Here is a 17261-nt window from a genome sequence, read left to right on the forward strand (position 1 = left end):
CCCCTAATAACTTATTGCACGTCTATTTTGCGTGTTCCAATTGTTAATAAATTGGTTAATCCCCATTTGAAGTGTTTGGTCAGTCCAACAGTCATTGTAGTAAACATAATTTGGATCATAACCTGTGACAACTAAAGCATGGTATGGGAAGCCATACAATGTATGCCATGTTACAACTGGATGGCCAATATCAATTTGATATTTGATTGCATCGAAGTTTTGACCAGTCAAATCTTTGGCTGTTCCAGCATATTTTTCAACCAAATGCATCAAAGCTGATGGGAAAATAGTGATCCCTGTTTGATCCCATGGTTGACCGATATAACCGTAACTTGGATTGCTGCTACGTGGCATTTCACGGGCCATTTGCATCTTATTTACCTTGGCACCGGCGTATTGTAGCATCATTGTTACGGCAGTAATTTCACAGCCATTTGGCAATTCAGGACGTTGTGCAATCAAAGGCACACCAGAAATCCATTTAGATTCCTTATATTGGCCTTGGTTAATAACGACATAATCTTGTGGAACCCATGTGTCATTACCGATTTCATACCATTCTTTACCGTTGATTTTGGCGTGATTACTTACTTTCCACGTACTACCTGTTGGAACATTGTTACCTTGATAAGTAGCTTTGTTGCCATAGTGTAAGAACGTGTGAGCACTAGAACCTTTTTGATAAACAACTGTCGCATTACCTTGGTAAGGTTGAACATATGATGTGAATGTTCCGTTGTTACCATTGGCAAATTCATCAGTAGCTACTCGATAATAATTGTTTCCATCGCTCATAGTCATATGAGTATCGGTATACCAAGCAGTATTTGGACCCAAAGCTCGGTCAGTAATTTGTGAGCCATCGGCATGATGTAAATATGTCAATTGTCCCCCGACAGTGTAAACGCCATCAACAGGTTGTGATTGGACTTGTGATGGTTGATTAGCAGTGCCGTTCACTGTTTGAGCTTGCATCTGTGTTTGTTCCTGTGTTGGAACTTGAACTGGTGCTTGCTCTTGTTTAGTCTGATCAGGTGTTGCTGTTGCAGCATCTGCAGTTTTAGCTGTTGCTGGTTCAGTCGTATTAGTCGTTTCTTTAGTATCGGTAGTTGCAATACTTTGACTAACGGTTGCTTCAGCGTTGTTATTTACAGTGTCAGCTTTAACAATATTTGTTGAAAGCAGACAACTAGACGCAAATAAAGTTGCGTAAAGTAGTTTCCTTTTTAACCCCATATACTTTTACCCTTCGTCTCGTAGATTGAAAACAGATATTTTATTTGCTAGCATGCCCCCTATGCCATTTTTTGATAAAAAATTATAGCCAGATAAATTCTAACTCCATTCATCCGTGATAATTTTTATCAATATTTCAATACAATAAGTATAACATCAGACTAATTCAAAAAAGAATAGCTATTCCTAAAAAATCGGGATAAATTCCTATTTTTATGATTTGTGTACTGCAGCCGGAGGAAATCAGAAAACTTCTCCTTAAATAATTTCACTGCCAATTAATCTTTCGCAGTTCTTCCTCCTATAGTGTTGATGTTTATTGAAATATGGATATAATTTGTTTTTTGTTTGTTGGTTTTTGAATATATGTTTTCGTAAAACATATATTTTAATCCTTTATAATATACTTCCGACTAAGGTTACATAACTTTTTTTCAAGAAGTTAAAGACACAAAAAAAACAGGAGTTGATAATTTGACGATTATCAACTCCTGTTTTCCAAATTTTTAAAATTTATTTCTTTTGACTATTTAATCTAATAATTTCAAGAACTACATCAACGGCCTTTTCCATTGCTTCTTCAGAAACATATTCGAAACGTCCATGCATGTTCTCTCCACCGGCAAATAAGTTTGGGGTTGGCAAGCCCATGAATGAAATTGTTGAACCATCTGTACCACCACGTACCGGTGCTTCGTCTGGTTCGATATCCAAGTTCTTCATAGCTTCTTCAGCAATTCTTACAACATCCATATGATCTTTCATAATATCGTACATGTTGTAATATTGGTCAACCATATCAATCTTAACTGTGCCCTCTCCATGCTTTTCGTTTAGAGCCTTAACAATCTCAGTAACTTTGTTCTTACGAGCTTCTAGGCCATCACGTTTGAAATCACGGATGATATAAGACATATCTGTATGATCGATTGTACCTTGTTCATCGCACAATAGGTAGAATCCTTGGTCACCTTCGGTCTTTTCTGGAACTTCATCAGCTGGTAACATGCTTTGGAATTCACTAGCAATCAACATTGAGTTGACCATGATTCCCTTAGCACCTGAAGGGTGAACATCTTTACCAGTAATGTGAACCTTCAAACTAGCAGCACTGAAAGTTTCGAATTCTAGTTGTCCAACTGGACCACCATCGACTGTATAGGCAAAATCAGCACCAAAGTCTTTGACATCAAAATGATCAGCACCTGTACCAATTTCCTCATCTGGTCCAAAACCAATCTTAACTTTACCATGTTTGATTTCTGGGTGATTGATCAAGTATTCCATAGCGGTGATAATTTCTGAGACACCGGATTTATCATCTGAGCCAAGTAATGTGTCACCACTTGTTGTGATAAGTGTTTGACCAGCATAATTCTTCAATGAAGAGAAGACTGCTGGGTCAAGTGTATACTCGCCTGCCTCATCAAGCTTGATAACACTCTTGCCATCATAATTTTCAACGATTTTAGGCTTAATATCCTCAGAATTAAAATCAGCAGTATCAACGTGAGAAAGTAATCCCAAAACTGGAACATCATAATCAATATTTGAAGGCAATTCAGCGGTCAAATATGAATCAACTTTGCGAATCTTAACATCACTCAAACCAATTTCCATCAATTCTTCAGCTAACTTCTTGAGGAACTCTGTTTGTCTCTCAGTTGAAGGAATTGTTGTGGAATGTTCATCTGAACGAGTATTCTGCTTTGCATATTCCAAAAAACGCGGAATCAATTTTTCATATTTTATTGCCATTTTTATACGCTCCCTATAAAAAATTATATGGTTCTGTATCTACCTCTGATTGTACTATATCTAATTCTAATTTATTAGACCTTTTCCAATCATTTAAAATATTTGCCATTTCTTTTATAAAGATTGCTTCAACATGGTGTCCAGGATCGACGACATTTAAGCCGTTAGCCATCATATCGTGAGCTGTGTGGTAATAAACATCACCAGTAATGAAAGTATCAGCCCCTGCTTTTAAAACCTCAGGATAAAACTTACCAGCGTCACCACCGATAATGGCAACCTTGTGTACCTTCTGACCCAAGTCAGATTTTACATAACGCAGATTCGATAAATGATAGGCATCACGAACCATCTTGGCAAAGTCAACCAAGTCCATTGGTTTCTCAGTTTCACCCATGCGGCCAATTGAATAGTCGTCATTTTCATCCAAGAAACGGACATTTTTCAGACCGAGTTCTTCCATCAACCAATCATTGGTTCCACCATGTGCCTTGTCGATATTGGTATGAGCAGCATAAACGGAAATATTATGCGATAACAAATCACGATACATTTGGTTTTGTGGTGAGGCCAAATCTAAATTATGTGCAGCATGAAACATTATTGGGTGGTGTGCCACGATTAAATCAACTTTCTTATCAATAGCTTCAGCGACAACGTTGGGACGAACATCGAGTGTTGTCATAACGCGGTTCACTATCTGCTCTCGATCACCTAGTTGAAAACCAGTTGGATCGCCATCCATCTTAATTGATAATGGGGCAAATTCTTCTATCTTATTCATAATATCTTGAACATTAACCATTAGAGTATCTCCTCAATATATTTAATATATTGGTTCATTACATCAATTTTATCTTGATCAATCTTTTTAGCATGTTTCATATTAGCAACGGCTTTGTGGTAACCACTCAATTTATGTTGCCACTTAGCGACAAATGTTGCTGTCTTCTTCTGCATCAAAACTGGTCCCATCAAAAACTCTGCTTCGTTCAAAGTAACGGGTGCAGTGACTTTTTGGGCTTTGATAATCTCGTAAACGTGATGATCTTCTTCAACAATATCTTCATCAACAATCGCAAAATTATTTTCAACCAACCAGTGACGTACAAGCGGTTCACCGATATTAGGTTGTAATACTAAAGTTTTGACATGCGATAATTGCTCGGCAGTTGCACGGGTCAGAATGCTTTGAATCAGAATTCCTCCCATACCAGCAATTACAACTGTATCAATTAAATCATCAGCTTTAATGACAGCTAAACCGTCACCTAAGCGAACGTCAATTTTGTCACTGAGGCCAAACTTTTCAACGTCTTCTTTGGAACGTGACATTGGTCCTTCGGCAACTTCTCCAGCAATGGCAAAATCCGCCACCTTTTTTTCAATCAATTCCACTGGTAAATAGGCATGATCTGATCCAATATCAGCCACTCTTGTATGTTCATCAACCATTTGGTAAACGGCTTGTAATCTCTTCGAAAGTAAAGTCACTTTAACCTCTATTCTGCAGTCTTCTTGTCTAAGTCTGTCATGTATTCACGTGTCATTGGCATAGCAGTACCACTAGGTCCATTTGTTAATAAGAATTGGATAACATCAATGTTACCACTTTCAAATGATGCGGCACAGGCTTGAAGATATAAGTCCCACATACGAACAAATCTTTCGCCATACATCTCATCAACTTTATCTTCAACCTTATGGAAGTTACGATCCCAAATTTCAACAGTCTTTTGATAGTGACGACGTAATGGTTCAAGGTCATCAATTTGTAAACCGGCATCCAAAATGTGACCAACATTTTCCTTAACATCAGGAATATAGCCACCTGGGAAGATGTACTTAACTAACCAAGCATCGACACCAACACCATAATGTTGACCAGTAATACCATGAATCAAGGCATTTCCGTTTTCTTTCAAAAGTTTCTTAACCATTTCGAAGTAACCAGGCAAGTTTTCCTTACCAACGTGTTCGAACATACCTACGGAAACGACGTGATCGAATTTTTCACTAACTTCACGGTAGTCTTCAAGCATAACTTCCATTTGGTCGCCAAGATTTTCGTCTTGAATCTTTTGGTTAACAAAATCGTATTGTTCTTGACTAAGAGTAACACCTTTAGCCTTCAAACCATATTCTTTAGCTGCTGTGAACATCATTGTTCCCCAACCACAACCAATATCAAGAATAGTTTCGCCAGGTTTAGTATTCAATTTGTTCAAAATATGGTGCACTTTGTTCATTTGAGCTTGTTCCAAAGTATCTTCTGGTGTGCGGAAATAAGCACATGAGTAAGTCATAGTATCGTCAAGCCACAATTTGTAAAAGTCATTCCCGATATCATAGTGCTCTTGAATTTCTTTTTTATTGCCCTCTTCAGTGTGACTGAACTTAGGAATATACTTCTTTAGTTTCAAACTTGACATAAAACTGTCTGATTGAGTATAAGCAGAAGTAATCAACTTTTGAATTGAACCTTCGATTTCAAGCTTCTTATCCATATAGGCTTCACCTAAAGTCAAAGTAGCATGTTTAACAAGTTCTGAAACTGGAACCTTTTCATTAAATTTGATAGTTATATCAGATTTTCCCTCTGGTCCATAACTCTTTTCTTTGCCATCCCAGAAAATCACTTTAATAGGAATAGTAAAGGAACGTGAAAATATTTCATCATAAATCTTTTTATCTAACATAACATCCTCCAAAAAAATAGATATATTAATTGTAAATCAAATCCTGAAAAAATATAAACGAAAAGTGCTATTTTTTCAGAAACATATTCAATAAAACGTCTCTTTTATTGAGTTTTATCTAACATGATATTTAAATTTGCTGTTTTAGATTGCGAAGGAATGAAGTCTGCTACGAGACCTGTTCGAGCTTAGAAAGTGGATTCGACCCTCACTTTTGAACTTCGCAAAGTACACCGATTTCAAAAAATGTCCTGTAATGTAAGAAGAGAGGATTACCGTTCTTACACCACTTCCACTGTCGACTAACTTCCATCACAACTTCCGACTAATGTACTCTTTGATTCTAATTTCGAGAATTTTACATCCATATTCATAAATAAGCAATACAAATATCTTAATCATCAAGTATCAGTTATCAACACAAATAAGTTGATATTTGTAATATCACATTTAATTTATTAGCCACATAATTAATTGTAGTAATTTCAATTTTCAATAATAAATGTTGAAAATAATAGTAACTATAAATCAAATATTTTGTATTTTCCAACTAACAAAGATGAGTCAAATCCAACATCCCAGCCAACAGATAAACTAGCCTCCGGGTGCCAGAGATTTCACCAGCTATGGAGGTGGCGTTATTGCTTTAGCAATTACACCACAGGGCGACTTTGGAGACTCGCGGGTTATGGCGAGGCTTCAAAGTGAGACTTGAGACCTTGGCTCAAGTCGGTCCTCATAGCAGGCGAAAATCTCTGGCACCCGGAGGCGGCATATTTAAAAAAACAAAAAAAAGACCACCAATTGGCAGTCTTTAAATTTTAATTATTCAAGGAAATCCTTAAGTTGTTTTGATCTTGAAGGATGACGCAATTTTCTCAATGCCTTAGCTTCAATTTGACGGATTCTTTCACGAGTAACACCGAAGACTTTACCAACTTCTTCAAGTGTTCTTGTACGACCATCGTCCAAACCGAAACGAAGACGTAGCACGTTTTCTTCACGGTCTGTCAAAGTATCAAGTACATTTTCCAATTGTTCCTTCAATAGTTCATAAGATGCGTGGTCTTCAGGACTGGTTGCATCAGAATCTTCAATGAAGTCACCCAAGTGAGAGTCATCCTCTTCACCAATAGGTGTTTCCAATGAAACTGGTTCTTGAGCAATCTTCAAGATATCACGTACTTTACCAGTAGGCATATCCATTTCAGCACCGATTTCTTCAGGAAGTGGTTCACGACCTAAATCTTGAAGTAATTGACGTTGGATTCTGATCAATTTGTTGATAGTTTCAACCATGTGAACAGGAATACGGATTGTTCTAGCTTGGTCAGCAATGGCACGAGTAATAGCCTGTCTAATCCACCAGGTTGCATAAGTTGAGAACTTGAAACCTAGACGGTAATCAAACTTTTCAACGGCCTTCATTAGACCCATGTTACCTTCTTGAATTAGATCCAAGAATTGCATACCACGACCAACATATCTCTTAGCAATTGAAACAACCAAACGCAAGTTAGCTTCAGCTAGTTTTTGCTTAGCTTCTTCATCACCTTGTTCAATCTTCAAAGCCAAGTCAACTTCTTGTTGAGCATTAAGCAAAGGAACACGACCAATTTCCTTTAGATACATACGAACAGGATCGTTAACTTTAATATCTGTAGCAGCGGCTGTAGCTTCCTTTTTACTCTTGCTAGCTTCCTTCTTTTCCTTTAGAAGAGCAAGTTTACTAGGATTACCTTTATCATCAACAACACCGATACCGACATCTTCAAGTTCACTAACAAAGTTAGTTAAAGCATCACCCTTAAGTTTGTAAGGTTTGATGATTTTTTCTTGAAGGTCATCTTCTGTAATCTTACCGGTCTTTTTAAGATCTTTGATGAGTTTCTTTGTTGCAGCTTTTAATTCTTTTGATACTGCTGGTTTTTTAGTTGCCATATATATTTATTCCTCCAGTATGCTTAATTGCAAAGGATTCTTCTTACATCAACCAATTGCTTCACTAATTCCATCTGCAATTTGTTGTCACCGACCATCGCCGCTTTTTTGAGTTGTTCATTGAGGTCAGCTAACTTATTTTCCAAATCAGAATTTTGAATATTACGAACATAATCATCAATTTCTTGGTCATTATATTCGTCAGGCATATTCATCATTTCTAGCTCTGCCAAAAGATTCTTGTCATCATTATCCAAAACATTCATGAAATCGGAGATATTAATCTCGTCATCATCGACATCATCCTGTTCTACATACGATAATAAAGCGTCAAAAATTCTTTGGTAATTTTGGTGAACAAAACTAAAGCCTTCACCCTTCAAGTTGATTCTGACTTCTGGAAAGTTAATTGCCCAATATAATAAGAAACGTTCCGATTTCTCCAAACGATTATATTTAGGCCTGACACTCGATGTAACTTGCTCTAGAGCGTGTTGCTGAACATCTTTATAATTGTTAGCAGGTTTTTGAATTGCTTGCTGACGACGCAGTGCATCTAATTCCTTATTGATAGCTTCCTTAGACACATGCATCTCGTCAGCGACCTTGCCAACATACATATCGACTTCAACTGGTGATTGTAATTTTACTATTTCGTGTAACGATTGATTCAGAAATTCCAACTGATCATGTTCGTTGTTCAGGTTATAATTACGTTTAAAGTAATTCAGGATAAACGCAATCGGCGTTTGAACACCACCACTAGCCAAATTCTGAAACTTTTCAAAACCTTCGCTTCTGATATATTCATCAGGATCCATTCGATTAGGAATACTGATAACGCCATAGGTGAAACGCTCATCCGTCAGTTGGGTCAAAGCACGGTAAGTAGCTTCAACACCGGGATCATCACCATCGTAACAAACATTGATCTTGTTGGTTAAACGGCTCAACACGTAAAGCTGCTGGTCCGTTAAACTGGTACCCATTGATGCGACACCATTGGTAACACCGGCTTTATAAGCACTAATAACATCCATGAATCCTTCAAACAAAATTACGTTGCCTTTTTCACGGATTTCTTTTTTGGCATTATTCAAATTGAACAATGTTTTACCCTTATTAAAGATTTCCGTCTCCGGACTATTGAGATATTTAGCAGTTGAAGCCTCTTTATCTAAAATACGTCCAGAAAAAGCAATGATATTGCCGGATTCATCAGTTATCGGAATCATCACTCGATCACGAAAGCGGTCGAATAATTCTCCTTCCTGATTTTCAGCGAATAGTCCTGATTTTTTCAAAACATCTTCACTGATATCACGGTCCTTGAAGAACTGTAACAATAGATTATTGTTATTAGGTGCATAACCGATTCCAAAGGTCTGAATCAAATCATCCGAAAGATCACGATTCTTGAGGTACTTCAAAGCTGGAGTACCATTTTCAGTCTTTGTCAAAATGTGGCTGTAAAGCTTAGCCGCATCGGCATACATTTTTAGCAATGTTTGACTGTCAGAATTTTGATATTGCGTGTTTCTAGCTTCATATTGATCAGGAACAGAAATATTCCCCATTTGGGCGACTTCAATCACTGCTTCAGGGAAAGTTTTATTCTCCATCTCCATGATGAACTTATAAACATTGCCACCACGACCACAACTAAAGCAATGAAAAATTTGTTTGTCCTCTGCGACTGAAAACGAAGGAGTTCGTTCTTCATGAAACGGGCAAAGTCCAAACAAATTCTTACCTGACTTCTTTAATTGTACATACTTGCTGATAACATCGACAATATCTGTCTTCGAGGTAACTTCATCAATGAATTCCTGAGGAATTCTCGTTGCCATGGCCGTCACCTCCTCATATGTTTATAAAAACCGAGAAACATAATCTAACACATTCATTTTTGGAAAACAAACATGTTGAATCGTACACAAGCGACTAAAAATAAAAAAGTGCTCCCATAAAAAGTGCAAACTGGGACCACTGTTTGCTTGTCAATTTCTTATTATACACGGTTGTTTGTAAAAGTCTAGATAATTGGTTACAAAATCTTTACAATCGATAACCAACAAATTAAAACAAGATTAGTTTCTAAGATTGAAATAATGTACTAAAAGTTACGTATTTTACCGGAAGCTTAATTATTTACACAATCTTAGTAAATGCTAAACATTCTTAACATAATTACACATTCTTATTATTGCTGTAGCAAAAAGGCAGTCTAGCTCCCATTGGGAATTGGACTGCCTTACTTGTGTTATTTTTTAAAGTTCAAATCGATCCTGGAGACGGTTAATCTATTTTGTAACAATCTTAGACAAGTCACCCAAGTTTTCGATCAAGTGATTAGCAATAACCAATTGAGTCAAACGGTTATTCTTAACATTTTCATCCTTAGCCATAATCATGTTTTCATCAAAATATGAATCGATTACTGGACGTAAGGCTGCCAATTGTTTGAATAAGTTTTCTGCATTGTCGTCACTGACTTTAGCGACTTGTTCCTTCAATTGTGATTCTGAAGGATTTTCGAACAACTTATCATCAACTGTTAAGTCATCTGAGTAACCAAACTTGGCTTTCTTAGACAAGTTAACGATTCTACCAAGTGCTTCCATGACAACTTTAAAATCATCATCTTTAACATGGTTTTGAAGTACTTCAGCAACATCAATCATTGCGATTGGATCAACGTTTGAACCAGATGCAACTGCATCAACGATATCATTTCTGATACCCTTTTGATTCAACAATTGACGTACACGGTCAATCATGAATTCATTGATAGCTTTTTCATTCTTACTTAGATCTAATTTAGCAGGTACAGTCAAGTTAGCCTTCAAGTAATCTTGCAAGTCTTCAAGGTTCAATGACCATTGATAGTTATCAAGAATTCTGACGATACCATAAGCTTGACGACGCAAAGCATATGGATCATTTGAACCACTTGGAATCAAATCAACGGCATAGAATGTTACCAATGAATCAATCTTATCAGCAATAGCTAAAGCAGCACCAACTTTACTTGCTGGTAAGGCTCCTTCAGCTGAGATTGGCATGTAGTGTTCACGAACGGCTTGAGCAACTGCTTTAGTCTCGCCCATAATTTCGGCATACTTCTCACCCATGACACCTTGTAATTCAGGGAATTCGTCAACCATGCTTGTTACAAGATCAAACTTGTAAATATCGCTGGCACGTAACAAATCCTTTGTTTCAGTATCATCTAGTTTGAATAACTTAGCCAAGTGTTCAGCAATTTGGTGAACACGAGCCATTTTTTCAAACATTGTACCGATTTTAACGTGGAAGTTAACTGACTTAAGCTTTTCAACGTAGTCAGCAATTGTCTTCTTTTGATCTTCTTTAAAGAAGAAATCAGCATCTTCAAGACGGGCAACAAGAACTTTTTCATTACCACGAACAACATTTTCGATATGTTCTGAGTTACCATTTCTAACTCCGATGAAGTAAGGAGCTAACTTGCCATCTTGGTCACGAACATAGAAATATCTTTGGTTATCTTTCATTGAAGTGATAAGAACTTCTTCGGGAATTTCCAAATATTTCTTGTCGAATGAACCGGCAAAAGTAGTTGGGAATTCAACTAAGTTGTTAACTTCTTCAAGCAAGTCAGGGTCAACATCGATATCCCAGTTGTTGTCTGAAGCAATTTTGTCGATTTGGTCAGAAATAATTTGTTTACGTTCTTTAGCATCAACAATAACGAATTGTGACTTAAGCTTTTCAACGTAATTTTTAGCGTCGTCAATTTCAACATCTTCACCTAAGAAACGGTGTCCACGTGTCATGCGGCCAGATGTAACATCAAGAATTTTTACAGGAACTTCTTCATTATCAAGGAGTGAAACTAACCAGTGAATTGGACGGATATATTCGAAGTCATATGAACCCCAGCGCATTCTTGTTGGGAATGTGATTGATTTGATGACTTCATCCATGTGACTCAAAACAGCCTCAACTTTTTGACCGTCTTCATGTTTTTGAATATAAGCGTATTCAACACCCTTTAATTCTTCAAAGAAGATATCATCTGGTGTCATCTTTTGTCCACGGGCAAACCCTTGAGCTGCTTTAGTCCAGTTGCCATCAGCATCTTGAGCAATTTTCTTTGAAGGACCTTTAGCTTTGATATCAATATCAGTTTGCTTTTCAGCAATACCTTTAACCAAAATAGTTAAACGTCTAGGAGTAGAAAACTTTTCGATTGAGTCAAAAGAAATACGATTTTCCTTGAGAAACTTTTCAGCTTTTTGTGCGAATTGGTTAACACTCTTTGTTACAACATGGGCTGGCATTTCTTCCAAACCGATTTCTAGTAAGTAATTTTTAGTCATTTTCGTTCTCCTTTGCTGCATTGCTATTTGCCAAAAGTGGGAAGCCACGTTTCTTTCTTTCTTCAACGAAGGCTTTAGCTACCTTGTGAGCCATCTTTCTGATTCGTGACAAGAAAGCAGCACGTTCAGTAACAGAAACAGCACCACGGGCATCAAGTAAGTTAAATGTATGTGAACATTTCAAAATGTAATCGTAAGCTGGGTGAACTAAACCTAGTTCCATCAAACGGTTAGCTTCTTTTTCGTAAGCATCAAAGAATGTAAATAACATATCTTGATTGCTTTCTTCAAATGAGTATTTTGAGTGTTCGTATTCTGGTTCTTTAAAGATATCTCCATAAAGAACACCGTCGCCCCATTCCAAATCGTAAACTGAGTTAACGTCTTGGATGTATGAAGCTAAACGTTCAACACCGTAAGTAATTTCACTAGTTGTTGGGTGACATTGTAGTCCTCCGACTTGTTGGAAGTATGTGAATTGTGAAACTTCCATACCATCAAGCCAAACTTCCCAACCAACACCGGCACAGCCCATTGATGGGTTCTCCCAGTTATCTTCAACGAAACGAATATCATGTTCTAGTGGTTCAATTCCTAAAGCACGCAATGAATCAAGATAATACTCTTGAATGTTTTCTGGGGCCGGCTTCATTACAACTTGGAATTGGTGGTGTTGATACAAACGGTTAGGGTTTTCACCATAACGACCGTCAGCTGGACGTCTTGATGGTTCAACGTAGGCAGCGTTCCAAGGTTCTGGTCCAATTGCACGTAAGAATGTGTAAGGACTCATTGTCCCGGCACCCTTTTCTGTATCGTATGCTTGCATCAACATACAACCTTTATCACCCCAAAATTTTTGAAGTGTGAGAATCATATTTTGAACATTTAACTTCTTTACCATTTTTTCTCCCTTCAGGCAAAAGCACAAAAAAATCCCTTGCAGTGTACACTTAGGCACTTTCTGCAAGGGACGAGTATTCGCGGTTCCACCCTAATTCAGGACCGAGGTCCTGCTCTTTTATATTCGAATTAATTGTACGCCATAAATCTGATCGAAGCTTTCACTGTCCTTCGTCGCTGTTTCAACATAAATCAATATAACCATTTTTTTGATGATTGTCAATTGGTTTACTGAAGGTCCTAATTAAGTATCCCGTCTCCAGAGCTGGAAAATATTCTCAAGCTGTGCGGAACGGCTCGAGCCAAAGAGCGGTCTCGGGCCTCGGTTTGAAGCCTTGACACAGTTCGTCAAGTCTCCAAACACGTCCGGTGGTATAAAGACGGGAGTTTCTCCCGTCCTTATACCACTACCACGGCACACAAATATTTCCCAGCTCTTCCGACTAATTTATCAGTAATAATTGAATGTAAAAATATTCAATTATGTTTATATTCTAGATACTTTCATTAGACAAATAACATAAAAAAATTACATATGCCATCTTTTCATTCTATCAATAAACGTTTTGCTCTTAGGATAATATCCCACTGTACCAAGGTAAATTGAATCTATTGCATGTTGAATTAAGTCTTTATTATTTTCTTTGATTTCAATCTTTCCAACTTGATCTAAGCTGATTTTACTGAATAATCTTAGAAAATATACGATTCGCTTGGGAATATGCAATCGATGAATATCGCTGTCAAAATGTTTTGAGCATAATAATCCACCCAATAGGACTGAAAAATCGAAATTCCCTTCTGTTTCTCCGCCTACTACACATGAATCCATATTTGGCGATACTCCAAATGCATCTAACAACTTCATCTGCATAATATTGACGATAATTTGAGCATCATAGCCATTCTCGATATACAACAATGACTTAAACAACAGTCTGTACCAGCTATCTGGTATTGGATCATCCACAAATGCTTCATGATACAAATCGAATAAGAATGTTGCATACGCATTTAACTCAATGTCTTGCATGATTTCATCAAACTGCTTGATATTACTAGCTGAATTTAGAAATGACAAGCCATTATCTTTAATAACTCCTGTGTACTCGCCATATGAAAAGGTAATCACTGAGCCTGATATTTTCGACTTTGCATTTTGTGTTCCTCGGACGAAAAAGGTTCTAAATCCATATTCTCTGGTCAAAATGGTGACTAATGCATCCCGTTCTTTGTAGCGTTGGCGCCGAACTACGATACCAAAAAAATTAGTAGGCGTGTTAGCCATTAATCTTTCAAGTCCTTCATTGAGTAGCCAGCACTTGCTAAGAATGCTTTATCATCACGCCAGTTTTTCTTTACACGAACCCAAAGTTTTAAGTTGATCTTTTCGCCAAGCAAATGTTCAATCTTAATACGTGAACCGATACCGATATGCTTCAACATTGCACCACCACGGCCGATAACGATTGGCTTTTGGCTATCACGTTCAACGTAAATATTAGCCTCAACTTGAAGTTTTCCGGCTGCACTGCGTTGATTCATTGATTCAACGACAACAGCGATTGAGTGAGGAATTTCATCACGTGTATCTTCCAAAATCTTTTCACGAATCAATTCTCCGACGATGAAATATTCAGGGTGATCAGTGATTTGGTCGTCAGCGTAATATTGTGGTCCAACTGGTAAGTGTTTTGTCAAAGTATCGATTAAATCGTCGATATTGTTACCGTTGGTTGCTGAAATAGGAATAATTTCGGCAAAGTCCATCAAATCTTTGTATTCATCAATTTGTGGAGCCATATCATCAGGGTTGATCAAATCAATCTTGTTTAGAACCAGAAAGACTGGTGCCTTAACTTTCTTCAATTCTTCAATGATAAATTTATCACCAGGGCCCGATTTCTCACCGGCTTCAGTCATGAATAAGACAGCATCAACTTCTTTAAGGGCTGAAATGGCAGCTTTATCCATGTATTGATCCAAGTCATTGTGAGGCTTGTGAATACCAGGTGTGTCCAAGAAAATAATTTGACGTTCGTTGTCAGTATAAATTCCTTGAATCTTATTTCTAGTTGTTTGTGCCTTTGGTGATGTGATGGCGATTTGTTCCTTAATGATGCGGTTCATAAAGGTTGATTTACCAACATTGGGGCGTCCAATAATGGCAACGAAACCTGATTTGTAATTTTTATTATCCATAATTAATCCATGTCCTTATCACTGAATGCTAGTGGCAAAATTTCTTTAAAGGTATATTCTTTGAAATCATTCGTGTTGTTTGCTAAAAACACTGTATCTTCTGGACCCATAAACTCGCTCATAACTTGTCGACAAGCTCCACAGGGCTTTGATAATTCTTTGGTCCCATTGATGATTATGATCTTCGAAACATGTTTAGCACCTTCTGAAACGGCTTTGAAAATAGCTGTCCTCTCAGCACAATTCGTTAAACCATATGAGGCATTTTCAACATTAACACCAGAGTAGATTTTCCCATCGTCACACAGAATGGCAGCGCCAACCGTGTAATGCGAATAAGGAGCATAGGCGTTAGTCATTGCCTTATTTGCTGCATCAAATAATTGCTTCTCATTAATTTCCACTAGTTCAGTCTCCTTTTTTGTGTATCTCAGTTAATAATTATAATACAGATGAATGGTCAAAAAAAAGAATATCGGGCTTATCGTCCAATATTCTTTTTAATAGTTATTTTTCCAATCCATAAGCACTCAAAATCTTCTCTTGTAAACCAATCATAACCTTCTCATCTTCAGGCTTGATATGATCGTAACCATTCAAATGCAAGATACCATGAACAATAGTATAACCTAATTCACGGTCAAATGAATGTTCATAGTCTTTGGCATGTTCATCAACAATTTCAACACTGATGAATAAATCGCCTAAATCAACTGGTAAATCAGGAATTTGTGCTTCCAAATAATCCAATGAATCTTCACCATCATTGATAGCGAAACTGATTACATCGGTTGCTCGGTCAGTATCACGATATTCCTTGTTGATTTCATGAATCTTATCTTTAGTCACAAAATGGATCGACAATTGCGTATTGTCTTTCAATTCCAATTTGTTAAAAGTAAATTGGACGATATCTTTCACCCAATCTTCACGTTTTTGATCAATTAAATTATCATCATTATAAATTTCTAAGTCCATAATAATCCCCAGTAATTATTTTTCGATTTTATCTGATTCATCGTAAGCATCAATAATTTCCGCAACAACTGGATGTCTAACAACATCAGCTGAACTGAAATTAACGAATTCAACGTGTGGTAAATTTTTCAAAATTGATTGTGCTTGAACTAATCCACTGCGAGTGTGTCCAGGTAAATCAATTTGAGAAATATCACCGTTGACAATCATCTTTGAACCAAAGCCTAGACGAGTTAAGAACATTTTCATCTGTTCACGAGTTGTATTTTGAGCTTCATCTAAAATGACAAAAGCTTCATCCAAAGTACGACCTCTCATATATGCTAAAGGAGCTACTTCAATAACGCCACGTTCAAGTAAACGACTTGTGTGATCTGAGCCCATAATCGCGTATAAGGCATCGTAGATTGGTCGCATGTAAGGATCAACCTTTTCCTTCAAATCACCTGGTAGGAAGCCTAGGCTCTCTCCAGCCTCAACTGCAGGACGAGTTAGAACGATTCTTTGAACTGCTCCCTGTTTTAAAGCAGCCACAGCCATAACTACGGCCAAATAAGTTTTACCAGTACCAGCTGGTCCAATTCCAAAGGTGATGTCATTATGATCGATGGCATTCACGTATTGTCTTTGACCAAAATTACGTACTCGTACAGGTTTACCACTAAAGTCTTTGATTAATTCATCTTTATAAAGATCACCGAAGTAATCCAAAGTACCACGTTCAAGCATTTTTAGACCACTGACAACATCGGCAGAACCCAAACTCACGCCAGATTGAGTCAACTCCATCAGTTTCCTTAGTAATGCCATTGCATTATTAACGTCACTCTCAACACCAGTTACATCAAGGCGGTCACCGAATGCATGGATTTCAACATTCAAACCTTCTTCAATCAAATGCAAATTACTGTCATTAACGCCAAAAAGGTTAACTGCATTTTGAGGATTTTTGATCTGAATGCTTTTTTTAATTTGTTCAACGTTTTCTGTCAATAAAATTCGACCCTCCGTATATTACATTAAATGATAATACTATACGTGTAGTGCTGATTAAATATGCCGTCTCCAGAGCTGGGAAATATTCTCTAGCTGTGCGGAACGGTCCGAGCCAAAGTACGGTCTCGAACCTCGGCACACAAATATTTCCCAGCTCTTGCGACTAATTAACCGTTATTAGTTG

Annotated in this window: 14 protein-coding genes; all 14 read right to left on the bottom strand. The window is 37.3% G+C overall.

Features of this window, described 5'->3' with window-relative positions; all coding sequences use genetic code 11:
- Positions 1 to 3: 3 nt before the first annotated feature.
- On the bottom strand, positions 4 to 1236 hold the full coding sequence (locus tag JP39_RS05910; protein ID WP_041501053.1) for a C39 family peptidase: 1233 nt from the start codon (positions 1234 to 1236) through the stop codon (positions 4 to 6).
- Between the two features lie 513 nt (positions 1237 to 1749).
- A complete protein-coding gene (gene pepT, locus JP39_RS05915; RefSeq protein ID WP_041501054.1) occupies positions 1750 to 2994 on the bottom strand; it encodes a peptidase T in 1245 nt (414 codons plus the stop codon).
- Between the two features lie 13 nt (positions 2995 to 3007).
- The gene (locus JP39_RS05920) at positions 3008 to 3799 is read right to left on the bottom strand and encodes a Nif3-like dinuclear metal center hexameric protein (protein ID WP_041501055.1); all 792 of its coding nucleotides are present in this window, start codon (positions 3797 to 3799) and stop codon (positions 3008 to 3010) included.
- Positions 3799 to 4488: a tRNA (adenine(22)-N(1))-methyltransferase gene (locus JP39_RS05925; RefSeq protein WP_041501056.1), complete on the bottom strand. Its 690-nt coding sequence runs from the start codon at positions 4486 to 4488 to the stop codon at positions 3799 to 3801. Before JP39_RS05925 ends, JP39_RS05920 begins: the two co-directional genes overlap by 1 nt.
- A gap of 8 nt (positions 4489 to 4496) precedes the next feature.
- A complete protein-coding gene (locus JP39_RS05930) occupies positions 4497 to 5693 on the bottom strand; it encodes an SAM-dependent methyltransferase (RefSeq protein ID WP_041501057.1) in 1197 nt (398 codons plus the stop codon).
- 825 nt (positions 5694 to 6518) lie between these two features.
- Positions 6519 to 7634, bottom strand: coding sequence for an RNA polymerase sigma factor RpoD (gene rpoD / locus JP39_RS05935; RefSeq protein ID WP_041501058.1), 1116 nt, complete (start codon positions 7632 to 7634; stop codon positions 6519 to 6521).
- Positions 7635 to 7657: 23 nt separating this feature from the next.
- On the bottom strand, positions 7658 to 9484 hold the full coding sequence (dnaG, locus tag JP39_RS05940; protein ID WP_041501059.1) for a DNA primase: 1827 nt from the start codon (positions 9482 to 9484) through the stop codon (positions 7658 to 7660).
- 453 nt (positions 9485 to 9937) lie between these two features.
- The gene (glyS, locus tag JP39_RS05945) at positions 9938 to 11998 is read right to left on the bottom strand and encodes a glycine--tRNA ligase subunit beta (protein ID WP_041501060.1); all 2061 of its coding nucleotides are present in this window, start codon (positions 11996 to 11998) and stop codon (positions 9938 to 9940) included.
- Entirely contained in the window at positions 11991 to 12902 is a 912-nt protein-coding gene (gene glyQ, locus JP39_RS05950) for a glycine--tRNA ligase subunit alpha (protein ID WP_041501061.1), read from the bottom strand. The genes glyS and glyQ overlap by 8 nt, the downstream gene beginning before the upstream one ends.
- A gap of 528 nt (positions 12903 to 13430) precedes the next feature.
- Positions 13431 to 14189, bottom strand: a complete 759-nt coding sequence (recO, locus tag JP39_RS05955; protein WP_041501062.1) for a DNA repair protein RecO — start codon at positions 14187 to 14189, stop codon at positions 13431 to 13433.
- Positions 14189 to 15103, bottom strand: coding sequence for a GTPase Era (gene era, locus JP39_RS05960; protein ID WP_041501063.1), 915 nt, complete (start codon positions 15101 to 15103; stop codon positions 14189 to 14191). The genes recO and era overlap by 1 nt, the downstream gene beginning before the upstream one ends.
- 2 nt (positions 15104 to 15105) lie before the next feature.
- Complete coding sequence (locus tag JP39_RS05965) at positions 15106 to 15537, bottom strand: cytidine deaminase (protein ID WP_483772842.1); 432 nt, start codon at positions 15535 to 15537, stop codon at positions 15106 to 15108.
- Positions 15538 to 15610: 73 nt separating this feature from the next.
- Positions 15611 to 16081, bottom strand: coding sequence for an rRNA maturation RNase YbeY (gene ybeY / locus JP39_RS05970; RefSeq protein ID WP_041501065.1), 471 nt, complete (start codon positions 16079 to 16081; stop codon positions 15611 to 15613).
- Between the two features lie 15 nt (positions 16082 to 16096).
- Positions 16097 to 17074 (bottom strand): PhoH family protein, encoded by a 978-nt coding sequence (locus JP39_RS05975; RefSeq protein ID WP_041501066.1) that lies wholly within the window; start codon positions 17072 to 17074, stop codon positions 16097 to 16099.
- Positions 17075 to 17261 lie beyond the last annotated feature (187 nt).

Source organism: Companilactobacillus heilongjiangensis (genome assembly GCF_000831645.3).
GTDB classification, from domain to species: domain Bacteria; phylum Bacillota; class Bacilli; order Lactobacillales; family Lactobacillaceae; genus Companilactobacillus; species Companilactobacillus heilongjiangensis.

Bases quoted from the DNA above. Each gene is read 5' to 3' on its own strand.
- JP39_RS05910 (WP_041501053.1), bottom strand. From the start codon at position 1,236: ATGGGGTTAAAAAGGAAACTACTTTACGCAACTTTATTTGCGTCTAGT.
- pepT (WP_041501054.1), bottom strand. From the start codon at position 2,994: ATGGCAATAAAATATGAAAAATTGATTCCGCGTTTTTTGGAATATGCA.
- JP39_RS05920 (WP_041501055.1), bottom strand. From the start codon at position 3,799: ATGGTTAATGTTCAAGATATTATGAATAAGATAGAAGAATTTGCCCCA.
- JP39_RS05930 (WP_041501057.1), bottom strand. From the start codon at position 5,693: ATGTTAGATAAAAAGATTTATGATGAAATATTTTCACGTTCCTTTACT.
- rpoD (WP_041501058.1), bottom strand. From the start codon at position 7,634: ATGGCAACTAAAAAACCAGCAGTATCAAAAGAATTAAAAGCTGCAACA.
- dnaG (WP_041501059.1), bottom strand. From the start codon at position 9,484: ATGGCAACGAGAATTCCTCAGGAATTCATTGATGAAGTTACCTCGAAG.
- glyS (WP_041501060.1), bottom strand. From the start codon at position 11,998: ATGACTAAAAATTACTTACTAGAAATCGGTTTGGAAGAAATGCCAGCC.
- glyQ (WP_041501061.1), bottom strand. From the start codon at position 12,902: ATGGTAAAGAAGTTAAATGTTCAAAATATGATTCTCACACTTCAAAAA.
- recO (WP_041501062.1), bottom strand. From the start codon at position 14,189: ATGGCTAACACGCCTACTAATTTTTTTGGTATCGTAGTTCGGCGCCAA.
- era (WP_041501063.1), bottom strand. From the start codon at position 15,103: ATGGATAATAAAAATTACAAATCAGGTTTCGTTGCCATTATTGGACGC.
- ybeY (WP_041501065.1), bottom strand. From the start codon at position 16,081: ATGGACTTAGAAATTTATAATGATGATAATTTAATTGATCAAAAACGT.